The sequence below is a fragment of the Bartonella senegalensis OS02 genome (genome assembly GCF_000312545.1).
GTDB classification, from domain to species: domain Bacteria; phylum Pseudomonadota; class Alphaproteobacteria; order Rhizobiales; family Rhizobiaceae; genus Bartonella; species Bartonella senegalensis.
The window spans coordinates 79,505-101,408 of record NZ_HE997544.1; the positions used below are offsets into that span (position 1 = coordinate 79,505).

12 protein-coding genes are annotated in these 21,904 nt (G+C 36.7%); 9 read left to right on the plus strand and 3 right to left on the minus strand.

All coding sequences use genetic code 11. From position 1 onward, the window contains the following. Nucleotides 1–789 precede the first annotated feature (789 nt). From BN200_RS07870 to lpxK, 6 genes are all read left to right on the plus strand, one after another. Complete coding sequence (locus BN200_RS07870; protein WP_019222013.1) at nucleotides 790–1,239, plus strand: SRPBCC family protein; 450 nt, start codon at nucleotides 790–792, stop codon at nucleotides 1,237–1,239. A gap of 361 nt (nucleotides 1,240–1,600) precedes the next feature. Then, nucleotides 1,601–2,932: a TldD/PmbA family protein gene (locus tag BN200_RS07875; RefSeq protein WP_019222014.1), complete on the plus strand. Its 1,332-nt coding sequence runs from the start codon at nucleotides 1,601–1,603 to the stop codon at nucleotides 2,930–2,932. Next, entirely contained in the window at nucleotides 2,919–3,722 is an 804-nt protein-coding gene (locus tag BN200_RS07880; protein WP_019222015.1) for a 3'(2'),5'-bisphosphate nucleotidase CysQ, read from the plus strand. Before BN200_RS07875 ends, BN200_RS07880 begins: the two co-directional genes overlap by 14 nt. Nucleotides 3,723–3,767: 45 nt before the next feature. Next, a complete protein-coding gene (locus BN200_RS07885) occupies nucleotides 3,768–4,013 on the plus strand; it encodes a DUF4170 domain-containing protein (RefSeq protein WP_019222016.1) in 246 nt (81 codons plus the stop codon). A gap of 818 nt (nucleotides 4,014–4,831) precedes the next feature. Continuing rightward, on the plus strand, nucleotides 4,832–6,154 hold the full coding sequence (gene waaA / locus BN200_RS07890; RefSeq protein WP_019222017.1) for a lipid IV(A) 3-deoxy-D-manno-octulosonic acid transferase: 1,323 nt from the start codon (nucleotides 4,832–4,834) through the stop codon (nucleotides 6,152–6,154). Further along, nucleotides 6,144–7,163: a tetraacyldisaccharide 4'-kinase gene (gene lpxK, locus BN200_RS07895; protein ID WP_019222018.1), complete on the plus strand. Its 1,020-nt coding sequence runs from the start codon at nucleotides 6,144–6,146 to the stop codon at nucleotides 7,161–7,163. The genes waaA and lpxK overlap by 11 nt, the downstream gene beginning before the upstream one ends. Before the next feature lie 46 nt (nucleotides 7,164–7,209). Here lpxK and BN200_RS07900 read toward each other — a convergent pair whose 3' ends face one another. Beyond that, nucleotides 7,210–7,446: a DUF2093 domain-containing protein gene (locus tag BN200_RS07900; RefSeq protein WP_019222019.1), complete on the minus strand. Its 237-nt coding sequence runs from the start codon at nucleotides 7,444–7,446 to the stop codon at nucleotides 7,210–7,212. Between the two features lie 118 nt (nucleotides 7,447–7,564). Then, on the minus strand, nucleotides 7,565–9,403 hold the full coding sequence (gene mutL / locus BN200_RS07905; RefSeq protein WP_019222020.1) for a DNA mismatch repair endonuclease MutL: 1,839 nt from the start codon (nucleotides 9,401–9,403) through the stop codon (nucleotides 7,565–7,567). Nucleotides 9,404–9,705: 302 nt separating this feature from the next. On the opposite strand from mutL, the gene BN200_RS07910 reads away from it, so the two are divergent. Continuing rightward, nucleotides 9,706–10,797 carry a 2'-deoxycytidine 5'-triphosphate deaminase gene (locus BN200_RS07910; protein WP_019222021.1) on the plus strand — a complete coding sequence of 364 codons (1,092 nt, stop codon included), beginning with the start codon at nucleotides 9,706–9,708 and terminating at the stop codon, nucleotides 10,795–10,797. 3,114 nt (nucleotides 10,798–13,911) lie between these two features. After that, nucleotides 13,912–14,355: a hypothetical protein gene (locus BN200_RS07915; protein WP_019222025.1), complete on the plus strand. Its 444-nt coding sequence runs from the start codon at nucleotides 13,912–13,914 to the stop codon at nucleotides 14,353–14,355. Nucleotides 14,356–16,584: 2,229 nt separating this feature from the next. Here BN200_RS07915 and BN200_RS07920 read toward each other — a convergent pair. Beyond that, complete coding sequence (locus tag BN200_RS07920; RefSeq protein ID WP_019222027.1) at nucleotides 16,585–19,311, minus strand: autotransporter outer membrane beta-barrel domain-containing protein; 2,727 nt, start codon at nucleotides 19,309–19,311, stop codon at nucleotides 16,585–16,587. A gap of 1,753 nt (nucleotides 19,312–21,064) precedes the next feature. Between BN200_RS07920 and BN200_RS09300 the strand changes: the two genes are divergently transcribed. Further along, nucleotides 21,065–21,238 carry a hypothetical protein gene (locus tag BN200_RS09300; RefSeq protein ID WP_154645995.1) on the plus strand — a complete coding sequence of 58 codons (174 nt, stop codon included), beginning with the start codon at nucleotides 21,065–21,067 and terminating at the stop codon, nucleotides 21,236–21,238. The last annotated feature ends 666 nt before the right edge of the window (nucleotides 21,239–21,904 follow it).

Below are 21,904 nucleotides of genomic sequence, written 5' to 3' on the forward strand. Positions count from 1 at the left end.
CTTTGTTTATCAAGTTGAGCAAGCACCTCATTTCGCCCCGTTTCGAAAAAGGGTTATTTTTAATAAACAAGCATAATCGGTTGTTTTAAAAGAAGTTCAAAGACTTGGATTTTTAACCAATCCTTATTGGGGAATGTTAGCACGACGAGTTTTTTGAGATTACAGCTTATGATGCAGCCCGAATTCGTAAAGCAATGGTGACCTAAAAGTAAATTATTTATCTTGTTTCCTGGGAATTTTTTTTGAGAAGCTTGAAGGCTTTTATTTGGTTAGAGTAAGAGTTTAAAATGATCAATTGGCTTCAGCTCACGTTTCGTAATGTTTTATAAAAATTCTCCAAAATTTGAGAGGGATGAGATTTTTGGTTCTTAACTAAAGAAAATGAAAGTAGCATATTTTATGTGTGTTAGAAACAAGCGTGGAGCATTTAAATAATCTAGATTTGGGGAATATGAGAAAGAAAGAACTCATATCTTTATTTATTGTATCTATAAGCTAGGGATTGCAACTGTGTTGAGAAAAAGATTGCAGGTTAGCAAACTTCGCGGTAGCAGTTTCTTTTTACAGCTGATTTGCAAGAGTAAAGAGTTTACATTTAAGAAATTTTTCTATCCTGAATATTTCTATTTTTAATCTGATAATTTGAAGATATAGCATATGTTAATCACTGCAGAATAAATAAACTGTGACAGTTTTTAAGCATCCTACTGTTATTATAGCTTAATGGTCACTTTGACATGACCCTTTGATGTACTTAAACATAAGTGATTTTTACAAAGGAGGACCTGAATGTTTAAATGGACATATAGCGAAGAAATTAATACACAAGCAAGTGCAGAGCAAATTTGGGCTCTGTGGGAAGATGTTCCGCATTGGCCTTTATGGGATCATGAACTTGAGTGGGTAGAACTTTTGGGACCTTTCAAAGCAGGAACTGTAGGACAAATGAAGCCTAAAAAAGGATCAAAAGTGACCTTTACACTTGATAAAGTGATAAAAAATGTTTGTTTTTCTGATTATGCTAAACTTCCTTTTACACGCATGATCTTTGATCATGAATATATTACTTCAACGGAGCCTGGCTCTCCAAACAACAAAATTCGTCATACGGTAACGATGTTTGGCTTACTGTCTCCCTTCTTTGGAAGGATGATTGGATCGAAAATTAAATTACACCTTCGCGATGCAATGCTTGCAATGAGTCGTCGCGCTCTTAGTGAGAAGAAAGCTACTCTGTAGCGATAAACATTTCACAAAGACAATGAATTTAAAAAAAATGTTTAGATTATTTTGTCATTGTAATGATTGAAGTGCTTGAAAATGTTTGGTTAAGGTCGGAAATTATTGCACGATCTTTTCTTAGTGTGAGAGTTATTTGATGGAATGGTAGAAGCGAATTGAAAAGGTTGAAGCTTAGGAAATTTACAACATGTTGCACCTTTTTAAAAAGCGGCTAAAAGGGAGCTGTTTAATTCATTGAAGGAAAAAATGCATGAATGGTGCATAATTTTTTATCGATGAGCATACAAGAGTTACATTTTTGTATAATTTTGCCAAGTTATTTATCAGTGGAAATGATTAATATTTAAAAGGAGCCATGATGACTGACAAGAACCAGATTGATAAAGCTGCTTCGTTGGTTGAGGAGGCAAAACGTTCTGGGGCAGATGCTGCTGATGCTGTTATTGTTCGCGCACATTCTACCAGTGTATCGGTTCGTTTTGGAAAAGTCGAATCGACAGAAGCTTCAGAGGGTGATAATTTTACGTTAAGGGTTTTTGTTGGTAAGAAAGTAGCAAGTGTTTCTGCTAATTTAGCAACTTCTCCGCAAAAATTAGCAGAACGTGCTGTTGCGATGGCTAAAGCTTCCCCGGACAGTCTATTTGAAGGTTTAGCAGATAAAGATTATTTGGCTACGCATCCTAAAGATCTTGACCTTTTTGATAATTTTCTTCCAAGCAGTCATTTTTTAACAGAAGATGCTTTGAAAATGGAAGCAGCAGCTCTTGATGTTAAAGGGGTAAGCAATTCTGGAGGAGCGGCGACAGCTTATGGCTGTAGCGGATTTGTTCTTGTAACCAGCGATGGTTTTTGTGGAACCTATCGCTCTAGTTATTTTTCACGTTCTTGCAGTGCACTTGCTGGGGAGGGGACGGCAATGGAGCGGGATTATGATTATACGACTGCCTTACATTTTTCTGATTTAGAAGCAGCAGAAACTGTAGGCAGAAATGCGGGATTAGGTGCAGTTCGACGTTTGGGAGCAGTTCGTGCTGTGACTGGGGGTGTTGATGTTATTTTTGACCCGCGTACGGCTCGTGGAATTGCTGGGCATATCGCGCACATGGTGAATGGAGCATCTGTGGCTCGTAAAACAAGTCTTTTACAAAATTTTTTGGGAAAAGCGGTGATGAAGCCTGATGTGAATGTGACAGATCAGCCTTTGCGGTTACGGGGAAATGCTTCACGTCCTTTCGATGGAGAAGGGGTAGAAGGGCAAACATTGCATATTATTGAAAATGGTGTCTTACAAAATTGGCTTCTTTCATCATCGTCAGCGCGTGAATTAGGTCTTAAAACCAATGGTCACGGTGTGCGTTCGGCATCGTCTGTTCAGCCTGCGAGTACCAATTTTGCTATTGAGCCGGGTTTAGTATCACCTCACGATATGATAAAAGCTTTGCAGAATGGCTTTTATGTGACAGAATTATTTGGGCATGGCGTTGATTTTGTTACTGGCCAGTATAGTCGCGGTGCTTCGGGTTTTTGGATTGAAAATGGTGAGATCGCTTATCCAGTGAGCGAAGTCACGTTAGGTTCTGATCTGCTCCATATGTTAGCACATTTAACACCTGCGAGCGATATTGATCGGCGTTATGGTACAGCTGCTCCGACATTATTAATTGAAGGGATGACACTTGCAGGAAAATAACACGCATCATTCTTCTGATCTAAATCTTTTACTTGATGTTTGTCGAGAAGCAGGGGATTTAGCGATGAAGTATTTTGGATGTCAATTGGATGTTTGGATTAAAGAGGGAAATTCACCGGTCAGTGAGGCAGATTTTGCAGTTGATCACTTTTTAAAAGAAAGGCTTCTTGTCGCACGTCCGAATTATGGATGGATTTCAGAAGAAACGAAAGATAATCGGAATCAACGGGTCTATGAGCGCTCTTTTGTGGTTGATCCTATTGATGGAACGCGTGGTTTTCTTTCTGGCAGTACCTATTGGTGTATTTCTATTGCCATTATTGAGAATGGACGTCCTATCATAGGTGTTGTACAGTGTCCGGCTCAAGGAAATGTTTATGCAGCTGTTAGGGGGAGAGGGGCGACATTAAATGGTATAAAGCTTCCTCTTTTGCCATCTCAGGCTAATGGGAAATATAAAGTTTCTCTTGATGAATCACTTGTTCAAAAATTATCGGATGATTTTTGTAATCAAGTTAATTTTTACCGTTACATTCCTTCTCTTGCTTATCGTATTGTGCTTGTCGCACAAGGTGAGATCGATATTGTGTTCGTTCGTCCGAATTGTCATGCATGGGATATTGCTGCTGCTGATCTTATTTTGCAAGAATGTGGGGGGTGTATTCTACCACTTGATGGCTCTTTTTTATTGTATGGGGTTAAACCTTATCAATATGGATTTTTAGTTGCTGGTAAAAATAATTGCTGTCAAAATATGATAGATATTGTTCGTCAAGTAAAGTTAGTTTAATCACATAAAAACGCGCTAAAATCTCTAGATAATATGGAGACATACATGATTGAAAACAATGAAAAAAAACAATATTTGCATCTTGTATTTGGTGGAGAATTAAAAAACCTAAAAAGTAATCAATTTAAGAATGTTGACGATCTAGATGTGGTGGGTATTTTCCCCGATTACCAATCAGCCCAAGAGGCATGGCAGGCGAAAGCACAAAGCAGTGTCGACAACGCATTACAACGTTATTACATTTTAGATTTGCATCGGCTTCTTGATCTAGAAAACGGTGATGCAGAATAAAGCTTGAATATTTAATCGTTATTGTTTTGACTGATATGTGGGCAGAAAGATTGAATTTTCTCCCTTTGGATTAGAATGAGTTGAGTAATTCAGAAAAACAAGCAGTATATTTTAAAGCCATTTTGACGAAAAAGCAGTATTCTCCGATGTAAATATGATTCGAAATGCGAGTTTTTATCTTTAGTATATTGGTTGTATCTGTGTTTTGTTTATGGGATCAATTTTTAGTTAAAAAGCTTAGATGATATTGCTAAGGCGCACAGTGCTGATTTCTAATCATCGATTTATTATCATTTTTTTTATGAATAGCACATCATGAGATCCTTTTTTTGTTTTCAAAATGAAGAGTTTGTTATTATATTTTCTCATTCTTTTGGTGCATAAATAAAGTGAGAGCTTAAAATTACGCTAGATTCGGATAGAATAAAATAAATCCTATCATGTTCATAAAAGGAAAGATAAGTGTTATTAAAACTTTAAATGTCCTTAAGTTTAGAAAAAGGCAGCTTTGATTATGGATATCTTACAGGAAAAAGCATATGAAATTGGAGAAGAGATTATTATATAGCCAACTTGTCTTTTTGCCCTATTATTCCAGTATATATCCTATTCTACAGAAAAAAATTGAACCAATATGCGAAAAAAACTACAGCTTTTCTTTGGATATTAAATTCTTTTCAAGGGGTAGAGTTTTTATTCTCCAAAATATAAATGGTGTTTTGTGAGTTAAAAAAATTGTAAGCAATGAACAGAGTTGATAAATTTTTTAACAAGAAAGCTTATAAAAATTCCAAAACGAACAAATGAGGTGATTTTAGATGTTAGAACTAAAGGCACACGCGGCTTTTTTCATCTATCGGATGATTGGCTTTTGCGTACGTCCTATAGTCCCTTTTTATTTGTTTGTTCGTACTATTCGTGGAAAAGAAGAGTGGCACCGCCAAAAAGAGCGTTTAGGTAAAAGCCATAAAACACGCCCTTCAAGCCCATTAATTTGGTTGCATGCAGCGAGTGTTGGAGAAACATTTGCTCTTTTTCCGCTTATTAATTATATTTTATCATTAAAAATTAATATATTAATGACAACAGGGACTGTAACATCCTCTGCCCTTGTAAAAAAGCATTTTGGGAAATGGGTAATTCATCAATATGCTCCGTTGGATTTAGATTTGGCAGTGCGTCGTTTTATCGATCATTGGAAGCCTGATTTAGCCTTAATTTGTGAATCGGAAATTTGGCCTGTTCGTATTAAAGAACTTGCCAAAAGGCGCATTCCGCAGATTTTGGTTAATGCGCGTATGTCTGAACGTTCTTTTAAAGCCTGGCAAAAACGACCTATTCTTGCTAGGCATATTTTTAAACATATTGACCTAGTTCTTGCTCAGAATAAAAGAGATGTTGCTTATTATCATGCACTTGGAGTAAAGTCTGTTGCCCTTTCTGGCAATCTTAAGGCTGATGTTTTTTGGGTGGAAGATCAAGCATTGCTTGCGCATTATCGTGATGCTATTGGCAATCGCCCAGTTTGGGCGGCGGTTTCAACCCATGAAGGAGAAGAAGAAATTGCTTTTGAGGTTCATAAGATTCTGAAAAATTATTTACCAGATTTATTGACAATCGTTGTTCCTCGTCATCCTGAGCGTTCAGAAGATCTTATGAAAAAATGTGGTCATAAGGGTTTGCATTTTATTCGTAGAAGCAGTTCTCTTGCTCCAGAGAGGGATACAGACGTTTTTTTAGGAGATACGATTGGGGAAATGGGGCTTTTCCTTCGTTTATCTAAAGTCTCTTTCCTTGGAAAGTCATTATGTGGAGAGGGTGGACACAATCCATTAGAGTTAGCTTTACTTGGTTCAGCTATTTTGACGGGGCCTCACGTTTCAAATTTTCAAGAGATGTTTGAAAAATTTTTTACGTGTGATGCAGCATATATGGTCCAAGATACAAGACAGCTTGCTATTCAGGTATATAGGCTTTTAACAAATGAAGCGTTGCGGCGCGAAATGGTTGAGAGAGCCTATGAAGTAGCAACAGGTATGGCGGGTGCCCTCGAACGCACATTAAAGGCTCTTGATCCGTTTTTGCAACCTCTTGTAATACAAACAGGTTTAAGTCAGTATCGGGATAGATATGCATCTTAGCGCGCCTCATTTTTGGTGGAAAAAGAACAGCTTTTTGCGTTTTTTATTTGCTCCAGTTTCTTGGGGTTATGCTTATTTCTCACGTCGCCGTATGGCAAGGCACTCCCCTGTTATTGATCTTCCTGTTTTGTGTATTGGCAATTTCACTTGTGGTGGTGCCGGAAAAACACCGGTTGTTATTGCTTTTGCAAAAGTGGCAAAAGAGCTTGGTTTCGTGCCTGGTATAGTTTCACGTGGTTATGGCGGAAGGGTTAAGGGGATACATCTTGTCAATGAGAAGCGTGACAATGCGCATGATGTGGGTGATGAAGCACTTTTACTTGCGCGGCATGCTTTTGTTGCTATAGCAGTTGACCGTTATGCGGCAGCAAAACGACTCAAAAAAGAAGGATGTAACCTTATTTTAATGGATGATGGCTTTCAAAGTCGTCGTCTTTATATGGATTATGCTTTGCTTGTCGTAGATGCAATGCGTGGTTTTGGTAATGGAGCTGTTTTTCCAGCAGGGCCTTTGCGTGTTCCCTTAAAAACACAGTTTTCTTTGATGGATAGTGTTTTATTGATTGGGCATTCAGAGGTGCGTGATCATATTGCTTCTCTCATCAATCGTACGGGGAAATCCTTGCATCATGCTCGCCTCAAATCATTAGCATCTGATAAGGTTGCAGGAAAATCATTTTTGGCATTTGCAGGAATTGGCAATCCAGATAAATTTTTTAAATCCATTAAAGAACTTTCTGGCCATGTTGTGCAAGCTTACGCTTATCCGGATCACTATTTTTTCACTGATACAGATTTAAAAAATCTTGTCCAAAAGGCTAAAATACACGATTTATGGCTAGCTACAACGGCTAAAGATTATATACGCATACAGAAAAATAGAATACAACAAGACTTAAAAAATCTTGTTGTACTTGATGTTACAGTTGATTTTTCTCAAAAAGATTTTTGCCGTATGCTGCTTCAAGAGGTCATGAACCGTTTTAAAGAACGCAGCTATTCCCTTTAATTTACATTTTTTGAAGCAAAGAGTTGAATTAAAAATTCTCAAGAGGTTATTTTTTCTGGGCTTTTAATAGTTGGTTGAGATACGGATTGCATTCAAGTTCGCGATAATAAGAAATTTCGCAACTCGCATATGCTTCTTGTCGGTGATGATTCCAGTATTTCAAGTCATCTATCGAGATTTTTTGTCCACTGACGGCACAAAGGGTGTAAGTTCCATATTCTATGATTTTATATCCATTATTGGAATAATGAATTTTTGCTTCGCGTTCACCACTAGAAAACATTCTTTATAATCCCTTCTTGTTTGTATGAGAGATAATCTGAGAAAAGTGTCATAAAATGCCTTATAAAGTCGAGAGTAAATTTAAAAAATATTTTTTTATAAAAACGGTGAGTGGCAATTTACTTTCTACCAAAAAGCCTCTCTATATCAGCCAATTTGAGTTCAATATAAGTAGGACGACCGTGATTACACGTACCTGTATTAGGTGTTGCCTCTATTTGTCGTAACAGTGCATTCATTTCTTCAGGATGTAAAAGACGCCCTGAGCGTATTGAGCCATGACAAGCCATAGTAGCAGCAACATAATCAAGCATTGCTTTTAAATTATCTGTCGTATCATATTCAGCAGCTTCATCGGCAAGATCCTTAATAAGTGCTTGTACGTTCATTTCTCCTAATAGAGAAGGGGTTTCGCGCACAACGATTGCACCAGGTCCAAATGCTTCTATCCCCAAGCCAAATTTCTGCAAAGCATCTTTGTGTGTGAGAAGGCATGCTGCATCTTCTTCAGAGAGTTCTACAATTTCGGGGATAAGCAATAATTGTGAAGGCAGTGGTTTAGAATAAAGGGCATTCTTGAGTGCTTCATAGACCAATCGTTCGTGAGCAGCATGCTGATCTACAATGATCAAGCTATCTTGAGTTTGAGCGATAATGTAGTTTTTATGGATTTGTGCTCTGGCAGCTCCTAATGGATACGAGAGTTCTTCTCTTTCAAATGGAGTGCTTGAAATGTAGGCATCACCGCTTGGTGTATCTAAGCCCTCCATAAGAGGAGGGGCATCTTCTTTAAGACCAACAGGGCTGATAATATCCAATGGTTTGTGCACCATTGATGCGGATGCAACATGATGAGGTTTTCCGCTATAAGAAGGAGGCTGATGAATATTTTTGAAATTTTTCAATGGTTGTTGTGTTTGAAATGCAGCTAACATTGCTTCAGAATGCGTCGAAGTAGAACGAACACCAGTTTGATGCAGTGCTTCACGAATTGCTCCAACAATTAAACCGCGAATGAATCCTGGATCACGGAAACGGACATCAGCTTTGGCAGGGTGGACATTAACATCTACATCAGCAGGAGGAAGATCAATAAAAAGAATCGATACAGGATAACGATCCCGCGTCATGACGTCAGCATAGGCTCCTCGGACAGCTCCAAAGAGAAATTTATCGCGCACTGGGCGTCCATTAACATAAGCAAATTGATGAAGGCTATTACTACGGTTGAAGGATGGCAAACAAGCAAATCCAGTCAAACGGACTGATTCACGTTCAGCATTCAGTACGATACTGTTGGGAGCAAATTCTTTACCCATAATTTGTGTAATACGTTGTAATTGTCCTTGAGTGTTATTTTCCGTAGCAGGAAGTTCGAGAGAAGTTCTGTCTGAGCCTGAAAGAGAAAAACGGATATGCGGAAATGCAATAGCAATTCGTTTAATCATATCGGTAATGGAATTCGTTTCAGCGCGATCAGTTTTCATAAATTTTAGCCGTGCTGGTGTGACAAAGAAGAGATCACGAACTTCAACGATTGTTCCAGGATTTGCGGCAGCCGGTTTGGGACCGACAATTTTTCCTGCTGTCACGATAATTTCGGCAGCATTCTCTGCATCTTGCGTTCGTGAGGTTAATTTAAGTTTAGCAACAGAACCAATAGAGGGTAAAGCCTCTCCTCTAAATCCTAGGAAGCAGATATTGTGTACATCATCGGTAATTTTTGAAGTACAATGGCGAGAAACAGCCAGAGTTAATTGATCTGCTGGAATACCACAACCATTATCACTGACCTTTATAAAATTTTTTCCACCGTTTGCTGTAACAATTTCAATGCGCGTCGCTCCAGCATCAATGGCATTTTCAACAAGTTCTTTGACAACATTTGCTGGCCGTTCAATAACTTCGCCGGCGGCAATTTGATTAATAATATTTTCGCTAAGATGGCGTATGATCATAATAAATCTAACAAGATTCCTAAGAATTCTATAGCAGTTCTGATGTATGATAGCATTATTTATGTAACATTCAAGAATGAGAGTGTAGGAAAGATATCATGTTCAAAATAACACTTAATTTACTTTCAAAGGGTTTTGTATCAAATACTGTTTCATTGTTTGTGGCATTCTAGCATTAACTATAGCAGCAAATGGATTGATAAAATGAGAAGCAAATAAATCCTTATCACCTTAAAACATCTTGCACTCATCAATCATATAGGACAAAAAAAGAAATGAAGTAAAAATGGAAGGCAAAACATATGACGCGTGTAAGCGGTATTTTGGCAGATAGTGATATACAAGCTTTGATTGATAATGACTTTCTTAAAGCTCGTTGGCCATTTGATACAACCCAAATACAACCTGCAAGTCTTGATCTTCGTTTAGGGGAAAAGGCCTATCGTATACGTGCTTCCTTTATGCCGGGGGCTGATGTAAAAGTTCTAGATAAACTCAGACGGTTAAAGTTGCACGAATTTGATTTGCGAGATGGAGCAGTTTTGGAAACAGGTTGTGTTTATATTGTTCCTCTTTTAGAAAGCTTAGCTTTACCAGACATTTTATCAGCAATCGCTAATCCTAAGAGTTCTACCGGACGATTAGATATTTTTACACGCGTGATCACCGATAATGCTCAGGAGTTCGATAAAATTTGTACAGGTTATCATGGTCCACTGTATCTTGAAATTAGTCCACGAACATTTCCCATTTTGGTGCGTACCGGTTCATGTTTATCTCAGCTTCGTTTTCGTAAGGGGCACAGTTATTTAAATGAAATTGAGCTGCATGCTTTGCATAGAGATGAGACGTTGATATCCGATAACCTGCCTAATATTCGTGCAGGAGGTATTGGGCTTTCTATTAATTTAAAAGGTGATGAAAATGGGCTTGTGGGCTATCGCGGTAAACGCCATACAAGTGTTATTGATATTGATAAACGTGCTGTTGCAAACATTCTAGATTTTTGGGAGCCTCTTTTTGATCGTGGTCAAAGGGAACTCATTCTTGATCCTGATGAGTTTTATATTTTAGTTTCACGAGAATCTGTCCATGTTCCTCCACTTTATGCAGCCGAAATGATCCCCTTTGATCCTTTAGTTGGTGAATTTAGGGTGCATTATGCAGGTTTTTTTGATCCAGGATTTGGGCATATGGAAGCGGGTGGAAAAGGAGCAAGGGCAGTTTTGGAAGTGCGTAGCCATGAGGTCCCATTTATCTTGGAGCATGGTCAAATTATTGGTCGTTTAGTGTATGAACAAATGCTCAATAGGCCCTCAGTACTGTATGGAGAGGATGATTCTGGATCACATTATCAAGCACAAGGATTAAAGTTATCCAAGCATTTTAAATAAATTTAAAAGCGCACTTTGATACAATATGTATGTTCAAAAAAGTATTTGCTAAAGGAAAATTTTTGTTTCTACAGAAATGATATTACAAATTGTTTTATTTTTCATACGGATAAGCAAAACAGAAATGGTACTGCTTACTCGTTTTTTTAATTTAAATGAAAATATCATATATTTTGTTTCCTATAAAGATGTTCTTAAAGGGAGGAAAAGGTAGGTTTTTCAATGAAAATGCAGTAAAGAACTTTCAATATAGTATTATACTAATTGTATTTTATTTTTTTTGCTTCAGATATCAGTTTGATAATTCTATATAATTTATGTTCTCTGTGTATAATAAATTTTATAGTATAATCAGGAAATCAAAAAATGCAATTTTTAGGGACTTATAGAGAAAAAACTAATGCCTGTGGCAAGTTGATTTTATATTCGATATAATATCAAAAAAAACAATAAAGTCAATAATTTGCATGAAATTATTTTATATGAATTCCCTTAAGAATTCATACTCTTATAGGTAATTCAAATGACCGTTTTTGATAAACAGTTGCCATGTATGAACAGAGCATAAAAAGCAAATCATGACGCAAATATTATAACGCATGTAAACATTCAAATGAAATGAAACTCAGCTATCATTCGTAAGAGTTCATAAATTTTATGATACGTTTTTATCATAGCACAAATCGCATTGTTTAAAACGCAATCGTTTAAAATGATCGATCACATAAATCGCATAGAGTTAAGATCACATCTTTTTTTGAAGATTGGATTGTTAATCGCATTATCAAACATAAGATTATGTTTCCAAAATTGAGAAGCGTAAAATTTAAAGATGTTATAGCAACATCAGATCATCCTATTAAATAAAGGAGTAATCATTTGAAACTTTCATAAGCTTATAAGTTTAGTTCATTAAAGGGGTAAAAAGCAATATCGCTTTTAAAGCGCTTACTAAAAAATTAGAAAACGATAGACAAGTATTTACAGACACTCTCATCACAACAGGTATGAAATTCACAACATTATACTTTATGAATGAGATAAAAATAGAAGATAGATTCCAAAAGCGTTATAATATCGAAACGCATGGGGATTTTTCTAAAGTTTTAGAAAAAGCGACAATGTTTAAAGAATGCTACATTCTAAAGATAATGCCTCCCAAATTGGGGTGATTAATTGTACCAACCCAATATGGACCAGCTCATTTGCAAAGAAATTACATTTGAGTGCAAAATGAAAAGACGCTTATGAGAGCTCCTCTAAATGAACGTTTAAACGTTTAGAGACATAATGAGATCTCTATAAAAACCCCGTTTGAAGCCTATATTATAATATTACACTTATTCTTTTATAAATATTTTTTGCTAAGAATGGATAAAGTCAAAACCAGGTAATAGGGAACTGTGTCTATTTTTGTTAAGAATGCTGTAATTTTTGCTATTCTTGATGACGGGGAGAATTTAAGTCAATATTGATCCTGTTATTTTAGTCTGAAGGCAGCAATGCAGACTTATTATTTAATAAGGAAATATGCTTTAAATTTCTTGCTGAAGCAGGAAATTATCAAAATAAGTCAGATTTTAGTTTTGATTGCAGTAGCAATATTGATCCTTTAGTAAATATATCAATGAATAGGATATTATCATAGATATATAAGCTCTTTTTTAGCTATAAATCTGCTTATTTTTCCAGTTTTTTTGCGATAAGTGCCTTTAAAATACGTTGAACTTCTTCTGCTTTCAGCCAAAACATAATATTAATATAGCAATACAAACCTAGTTTCGTAAGTTGCCAGGAGTCATTAATCTGCTACTATAAGATCATTCGATAAAAGAACATCTCCTTTAGTAAAAATACTGTTAGGTACAAAGTCCATTTTTATTAAGGATTTTCGCACTAAACCATGATAAGGTCGCCGTAGGATGATAGGCTTTATTTCGTCTAGAATTGGGGAGTGTTTCCTAATATTTGCCTAGCATTTTTTTCGTTAGTGATACTTGAATAGGAAAGGATATGAGGTTTCTCAAGCAGTGAGGATGTTCGTTTTAGAAACATTCAGTCTTTAAAAAACGTAAGAGGACTGCTTGCTATAAGGAGCTCTGCACTGAAGAGAATAATATCCAATAAAATTATCATGTTATTGCAAGAGCAGAGTAACAGAAAAGCTCAATTCTCAATATGAGAAGTTAAGATGAATTTTTTAGCAGAAGCTTTGCTTTTGCAAAGCAGGTTATTGTGCTTACGATTTCTTGTTTGTGGAGGGAGTAAAAAGAAGCACTCTTAATAGCAAATTGTGCGTTACTTGGAGATATGCGAGAGAATTACTTTCCAGTAAAAGAATGAAAACATCCCTCTTTGATAGATTTGAGCGTTTATGAATTGAAGGATTGTCGCATTTTGTATTTTTTTAGAAACTCTTGAAAGGATTTAAAAAATCCTATAGTATGATCGGTGCAAAGAAAAGCAAATGATAATTGAAAAAGGGAAATCTGCAGCTGTTTAGCTGTCTTGTCATATCTTTTTTGAGATTATTGTGTGGTTTATTCAGAGAGTTTTCTTCGTGTGTCTGTGTGATTTGCAGAACAGAACATGTGAGGAGAGTGGGGCTTTCTGGAGTGGTGCAAGCTGATCTTGTGTCATGCCAAATGTGTACAGAGGGCGTGGTCAAATGGCGTGCAGAGGCAGATGCATAAGAAACCAAAAGCTATGGAGGGTAAAATGCTGAAATCTTTAAAGAATCTCAATCTTTCTCTTTCTATGCAACACATTTTTGTTCAGCATAGGAGGCAACTTCTTAGATTGATAATTCATGATATCCGCTGCGTATTGGTTTGAGAATTTGTAGCGTTTTGTAAAATTGGTATCGCGCCAATGACGGTTTTTGGACGGTTTTGAATCAAATATGAAATAAGAAATATATTTCATATATTATAATAAATTGAAGAGATATCCGCTGTTAAGAACCGTTGTGCTGTTGTCGATACTAATATGCGCACAATGAACTCAATCAAGTATATCAAAGCATTAAAGCGAGTATATCAGCATTAAAGAAGGGCTGTTTAATCTTCCTCATTTGAGATAAAGACTGAACAATACTGTTGAAGGGGAAATAAAATGTCTGTCGTGCAATATGGTGATGATAGTTTTGCATCAAAAGCAAAAGTTTTTAATAACGATCTTATTGATCGTGATTGGGCAATGACAAAATTTGTCGCTGCCGTTAAAAGCTTGGCACAAGTCATCGATTATGAAAGCAACATGCTAGAGAGCAGCGGTGTTCCAGATTATGAAGAAATAAATTTATGTAAAACACGTGGCTTGAGTGATCTTAATAAATCTATGGGCGATATAAAACGCTACATGAATGAAGATATTGAAAATGAAGTCGAAAGCCTGTTATCAGATCTACAGGAAAAATTACGTCGTAATAGTGAATTGCTTCAAATCCATTTGGGTGCAGTGAATGATCTTTCGTATGCTATGCAAACAGCTGCTTGCACAAAGGAAATGGATGAAACTTGTGATCCAATTTTGCTCAGTGTTGGGCGTTCTAAGTGATTCATAACAGAGATTTAAATGTTTCATAAAAATAAATGCTGAGGATTGTGAATTTGTTTCACAGCCTTGGTATTTTGGGTCTCTGAGTGTTTTATCTCTTGAACGACAATTCGTGCATTTTATGATTTTGACATTGCAAAAAATCTGTTCCTTGAGAGAGTGTATGCTTACTGAGGACGGGATGGTTTTGTGAGTTCTGTTTGGGTTATGGGATTGCTCTTTTAGTTGATTGAAGGGAATTTTCCTTCGCACAAAAGCAATGGATGAAATCTGTGATCCAATTCTGCTTATTGAGCATTCTAAGTAATTCATAACAGAGATTGAAATGTTTTATTAAAAATAAATGCTGAGGATTGTGAATTTGTTTCACAGCCTTGGTATTTTTGGTCTCTGAGTGTTTTATCTCTTGAACGACAATTGGTGCATTTTATGATTTTGACATTGCAAAAAATCTGTTCCTTGAGAGAGTGTATGCTTACTGAGGACGGGATGGTTTTGTGAGTTCTGTTTGGGTTATGGGATTGCTCTTTTAGTTTATTAAAGGGAATTTCTCCTTGGAAAAAAGAGGAGGTTGCTTGAAAGAGAAAGAGGCTGCTGCTTTCTTTTCTAGGGGGGGAGATGGCTTCTTGTCTCATATGGGGTGCACGTGTTTTTATAGGATATTTTATACAAAATACTGTTTTTTATCGGTAATTTCGTTCGTATTTGTGCATGATAGAAAAAATTGATAAGCAAACGACAGGAAGCGTTCGCCGGTGTGTGGTATCATCCATGCTATGTCATTGGTGATGAATAATTCTCTCATCTTTAGAATTCTATTTAAGAGTTTTGACGATCTTTAGTGATCTTTTGAAAATATTTTTTCTCGTGATAAGATGTGTTTGAGATGATCCTACTGCAGAGGATTTGAGGAGCTCTTTATATTGTAAGATGCCCCCCTGCTTTCTTGACCACCCTTTAAGGTTTGCAAGTTATACTTGAGTGGGAAGGAATGTGAGGGAACTAAAACCAAGGTATTAGTTTAGAACAAGGTATTAGTTTAGAAGAAGCAGTCATGTAAGGAAAGCCTAACAGCTTATTATTTTCAATAAAGGGTTCTGCGCAAAAAGCAGTATCAAATAAGATGATCAGTGGATCAGTATAAAGAAGAGCAAGGTTATCATTTGATTCTCAATCTTGGCAATTAGAGTGAATTTTTCGGCAGAAGCTTTTGGGGCCGAGGAGATTATTGTTTTGATATCCTATCAGTAAAATCGCCTGTGTATAAATACAGTGATCATCGTTTTGGAGCGTTGCTAGAGGACAGGGTTTTTCCTAAGAAATCTCTGTCATGTCTCGTTCACAACACTGTCTTAGAAAATTGACAATTTTAGAAAGTTAGCAATAAATTCTTGCCAAAAATCTCATTTATTCCTCTCAAAATCATTGGTCGATATCTCTTCATGCATAAACTCTTCATTATAAAAAGAGGACAGCTTTGTTTTCTGGGGCGGTAGTTCTGTTTTTTTCAATGTTCGCAAATACATGTTTCTCTTTGAGAGGATTTGCCATAAAGATACAGCACTGTTTGAAAAACTGTAAAGTGATAAGTTCTACTTTGCTTTTTCCCTCCTATGCCTTAGAAAGAGTTTCTGTTGCTTTTTAGCCTATATTGGTTTTTCGGTTCTCTCATCGTGTAAATGAGAACGAAGATTATTGGGGCATATTTCACAATTCTAGTTGGTTGCATGGTTTTGTGATATGTGCTTCTTTAAAAGATCAATATATTGATTTATAATAATAATTTTTAATTATTACAACTGAAATAAAAGTCTCGAATATTGTAAAGTTCTCTCATCTCAAATCTGTTTTATGTTCAATCAATTAAAACCATCTCCGTGCATGTTACAAGCTTGGATTGGCGTGTGATAAAAAACTCTTTAAAAAGGGAGTAAAAATGTGCCTTATGAACCGTCTCAATGCAAGGGGGCAACGTTGTAAGGGGTGTTGTGTAACATTGGAGAGAGAGGAGATTCTTTTTGGTTGCTCGATTTTTTTAAAAATATGCGTCGGCTCTCATCTTTAAAAATACGTGTCGGTTTTTAAAGAGGGGTATTGATTATATTCCTCGCACTAGTGGGGTATTTTTTAGCGTTTTTGTATCAAAATTTTTGTTGAGAAAGAGAGATTAGATAAAGAAAAGGCAGCATACCCTGCTGCCTTTGAACAAAATTATATATTGGTTTTGTTTTAAAAATGATAGCGTACTCCGCCAGAAAAATTGGTTCCAGATACACCGGCTTTTTGGAGCTTATGACGGTAGCTAATATCACCATAGAGCACAATTTTTTGAGAGATGTTTGCATTAACACCTACCCCCCCTTCAATTGAGGATCCCGTAGGATCAAGGTGAAAGTTCTCACCAATTTTTATTGTTCCACCGTCTCCAAAAGCTTTAAGAACATTCAACTTTCCATAGAAGGAAACAGCATGATTATCATCCTCTTCAATGGTGGTGAGATTTTTTGTTAAACGCCCCCCAATTCGTACCAACCATTGATGCGGATTGCCCATATCAACTCTCAAACCATCAGCATCTGAGAGTACATCTAACATGAGATTTTGATAAATAAATTGTGCTTGTGGTTCAAACATGAGGCCTTGAAGAGCAGTTGTTAATTTATGACCAACAGTAGCAGAGAGAGTTAATGTTTTCGTGCCATCTAATTTTGCGGCATTGCCAATGAGAGCTGTGGTCACATTTCCTTTCAGCATTCCATAGGAAAGGAGCGCGTTTAGGTATAAACCCATGCTATGGTGGATGCTGCTATAAGCGGTGAGTGACCATTTATCAAGTTTTGTCTTTTCAGAATCTTGCATATCCTTTGGAGTAAAAGTAAGTTTTCCGTATGTTCCTAAAAGACCAAAATGCGTGCTGATATTTTTACCTTCCAGAGCATTTATAATTGCCCCTAGTTGTACGGCATCATAGTTTACATCAGCACCATAACCATAGTGCAGCGGATCACGATTAGAGGATAAGGTAACTTTTTCACTATAGTAGGATAAGAAGATGCCATTTTTTTTATGGTGTTCTGCTCCAAACATTGTTGTACGCATATTGTCTAACAGCATGTTTTGATTATTCACCTCAGAAAATCCAGCAGAAAATACTCCGTTGGGCAGAACCAAATAGTTTGCTACCTGAGGCAAAAGTGCTCTGACTTTCTTATCACTATCCACATAGGCATTCTGCAACCGAAAATCCCAGAAATTTTGATCATTATTACCAAAGAGATTCTGTCTTGCATCGGATGTACCAGGTGCATAGGCCGTGAGCACATATTTATAAGGTGCGCCTCCCATTGTGAGATAGCCTCTCGCTAGCTTGAAAGAATTCTCATCAGCTTTTCCAGAAACTTGAATGAGCGAAATTCCATGTGCTGCTGGAGGGAGAGAAGCCATTTGTTCTCGCCAAACAGCACTGCTGGTTATTTTGTTGCCACTTTCCAAGAGGTTGACATGAACAATTGTAGTGCCTGATATATCACCCTCAATTATAACTCTATCGCTTTTCTGTTTATAAATTGGAGAATTGTTGCTCCATTGAGAGTTTAAATAGATCTCAGCAGCACCTTTTGCTTCATAAACTGTCTGATTACCGGGAGCTTTCTCTGCTTCCTGCGACTGAGATCCGATAAACAAGGATTGATAATGTCCATTCGTTGGTTTGCCAAACACAACGCTACTATCCGTGAGGCTCAGCGTTGAAAGATTAGAGTGTAATGCTTCATCAATGTCATGAAAATAAGATGGATCATCACTGCTCTCTCTTTTTTTAGGAACTTTTAACAGCCATTGGGAGTTGTTTTCTAGAGAAAAGAGTGTTTTGTTATCTGCTAATGTTTTTACGCTGCCTTCTACAATAGAGTGATCCGCCTTTAATGTAAGGGTATGCGCTAGGTCTTGAGGATTTATATCATTTTTTACTAACATATCGGCTAGGATTTCTGAATTTTTAAGGATGACTTCACCGTCCGCGTTTGTTCCATAAACACCAATGCCAATACCGCTTGGAACGAGAACTTTTGTATTGGTGAGTATCACTTTATTGCGCCTGTCTTTTTCGTGGTGAACATTTCCTTCTGTTCCAGCATTTCGTGTCTGTCCATTGCCGGAGGGATTGTACATGCCTCGAAAAACGATACCATGTGTACCGTGATCACCCGTAACATTTACAGTCGAATCTTTAAGGGTGATTGTGCCGTTTGTGGATAGCAAACCAACAGATACCGCTGTTGTCGTGATATCGGTTACCTCAATAACTCCACCCCCTAGTGCACTCAGCCCAATAAAGTCTGAACTAATCGTTCCACCTATAATCTTTACTTGTGAATTTTCTTCTTGTGCATGTACGGCCACATAATCGTCGTGAATATTAACATTATGCTGTATCACAGTTTGATCCTCTCCCACCTCAATAGATTTTCCATCTTCAACTTTTACTGGTTTTTTAGGTTGTTGCGATTCTGCTGAACGAGAAGCAGATTCGCTGGTGGAGTTTGCAGGGGAGGGGTCCAAAATTGGACGTCTTCTCGATTTAGCGTTTTGACCATTAGACTCTGTATTCATCCGAGCAAGTTGAAGCTCAGGTTTAGAGTTGGAAGCTGTTTGATTTTTAGGTTTTTGAGGTGTATTGTTATTGGTGCTTTCCGATTTTGCAGGTTGTTCAGATATAGAGTGGGAAGTTTCAGGAGTAGCCTCTTCAACTCCAGAGCGTCTTCTCTTCTTAGGCACAGATGTTTGAGATGCAGATTGTCCAAGTGGAATGACTTGTGAATTATCACCCGTATTTTTTTCCTGTGAATGACTTACAGAATGAGACCCTGAATCAGTGCTTTCAAGAGCATAAGATAGACTGGAGTAGTGGAAAAAGAGAATTCCTGAAACGGTGTAGAGTAAGAAACTTTTTTTCATATGGATATATTCCTATACGCATTTCCCCTCTCATAAAGATAAAACTTTTTAATTCGTTTTGTTTTTTTATAAACAACAATACAAAACATATAGGGTGCTGCTTACATTTCAAGAGAGCAGATAAAGTATTTTTAAACGCGCTAACCTATTCCGCTGGTACAGTTCATTCTCGAGACAATAGTTTTTTAAGTTTATATTTTATAAGGCAAATAACCATGAAACAAAGTATTGTGCGATCAATATGCATGAAGCTAAGGTCATCTTTGACCAAAGATCCGTTGGATGAAATATCCGCTGTATCCAAGATCCTATAGAGACAAGTTAAAAAATCTCACCAATCTGTGTAGGGTTATGATTAAGTAGGGTTATGATTAAAGTTTTGATCATGTTCAATTTGGCATAAAGAATTCAATTTAGAATAAAAAGAAATGATATAGTTTTGTTTTGTGTTAAACGTTTGCTCATTTCTCACAGCCTTTGAAAAGGATAGTTTCTGTTGATTTGAAAACTATTGATATCTTTAAAACTAGTGATATTTGGGGGAATTTAAAATGTGAGGCACTGATGATATAAGTTGTCCTTAGGGTTTAAAGGTTTGCTTTTGCAACAGTGTGTATAAATTGCTAAGCAAAGGTTATTAAGATCGCTCATAATTTTGTGTTATTGATTTTTGAGGTGTGATTGGTAGAGGCTGTGGTGGTGTTTTGTTTGAAAATTTTCTAAGAGGCTGTTCTGTATTTACATACAGGTCATTCTCATGCTGGATGCTGCCAGATGTGCTGCATGACCATTCCGTGTGTTCTTTTTAGGTTTTTCTCTGTCTTTTGGAGTAAAAGTTCGTTTTTCATTTGTATCCAAAAGATCATACTCTCTTTGAGACTTTACTCTTTTTGTATTTTCCATCTCTTACTTACAATCGAATTGTGAATGTTGGGGGAATTGCGCATATTGGAAAGTTGCAAATATGAGTATCAGCGCCATCTTTTGGTGGATAAAGGTGCGAAGACAATATGATCCTCTTGTCGTAAGGAGAAAAGGAAGAAAACTTTCTCTTTATGATTTTTGGATTCAAAGATTGTTATTGCGCATCTTGTTTAACACTCTATTTTGAGTGTTAACATCAGCAAATCCAATGGTTAAATATCGCGTTTAGTATTACCAAGCAGTGCGCTATTTGTCGTGTAAGAGTTTGATTTTGTTGCAAGATCAAGAAAGGTCTATAATAGAATTTGGGTTTTATTATCATCTACAAGTTTAGTCGGTTTTTTGTATAGATAGCAGTTTGATCAGAAATATACTTTTTAAAGATAAATTGAGTGGAACTTATGGTGATGTGTTTAGAGCAGTTTTTGATGCTAAAGTCAGAGCCTAAGATCAAGGCATTGTGCGGTGGTGCATGCCTATAAATAAGAGGTTGCGAATTGCCCTCAACTTTATATTTTAGAAAATTGTATGGATTGTTGTCGGTGATGCATTTTCCTTATGTTATGGTATACTATAAGGTAAGTGGCTGTGCATCGACAGAATATTCTTCTTTATCCTTTGCATTATAAACAGTTGCTCGTTTTTTTTTGAGAGTGATGAGAGGAGGGGCATTGCTAAAGCTGGAAGGAAATTTCCTCGAGCTTTTCCTTCTCTTCCACTTGTATTATTCCATTGATGTCTCAACTATTTGGACGCTGTGTCTCGAGATTTAATTCTGCTTGTATAAGATTTTCGCAATATGCCCTTATTTTGTTTTGTAAGGCATTGCTTGCCATTTTCAACAGGTTCTGATTGTCTTGATCAAGGAGGGGCTTGTTATGGTCATATGTACTGGTATGTCGTAGGTATTGTCGCCATAACTCTACTCATTAACTCTGATATTCCTGTATCAAGCCCATTTTTTAACGCCTTTGCGTTCTATAACATCGACACCATTATCTGAGATGAAAACTATTCCACATGATTGAAGTTCTTTTGAAGTTTTTTACTGAAAGACGAATTTTCCTCTATTTTGTCACGAAACGCCATTGTTTCAAGGGTTTTTATTTTCGCTATTTTGATGCTCAATAAAATAGCAGGATAGTATTGATGCGCTCATATACATATTGGGGGTATGATGGGGGTATGATATTGAGGGAGAGGGCGTTTTATCCTGCAAGACTTTTTGATGTGTAGCAAAAACAGCAGCAGAAGTATTGTTAACACTCGTAGATATGCTTGAATCTTTCTTCACTTGCTTGCTTGAAATATGGTTTCTGTTCAAGCAGTGCAATAGAAACCTGTTGGCAAGTTTGTTTGCTTCTGCTGTGTAGCTGTTGGTAAAATTTACTTGTTTGAGGGGAATGCAAATCTGGGTGTTTGAGTATTGATATCAGAGTTTCTACTTGTATAAGTGAAAATAGAAACAAATAAAGTATAAGCAAAGACTCAGAATAATAAATTCTTCTTACTATATCGGGATATTTTTTAGCTATTTTTCTCATCTCTGATAAAAGTTTGCATTTATTGCATTCCGTTTTTTGTAATGCACAAAAATAAACAGCGCCATTTATATCTTAGCGCTGCTTAGATTTCAAAAAAAGCAATCAAAGATTTTTAAAAGTGGTAA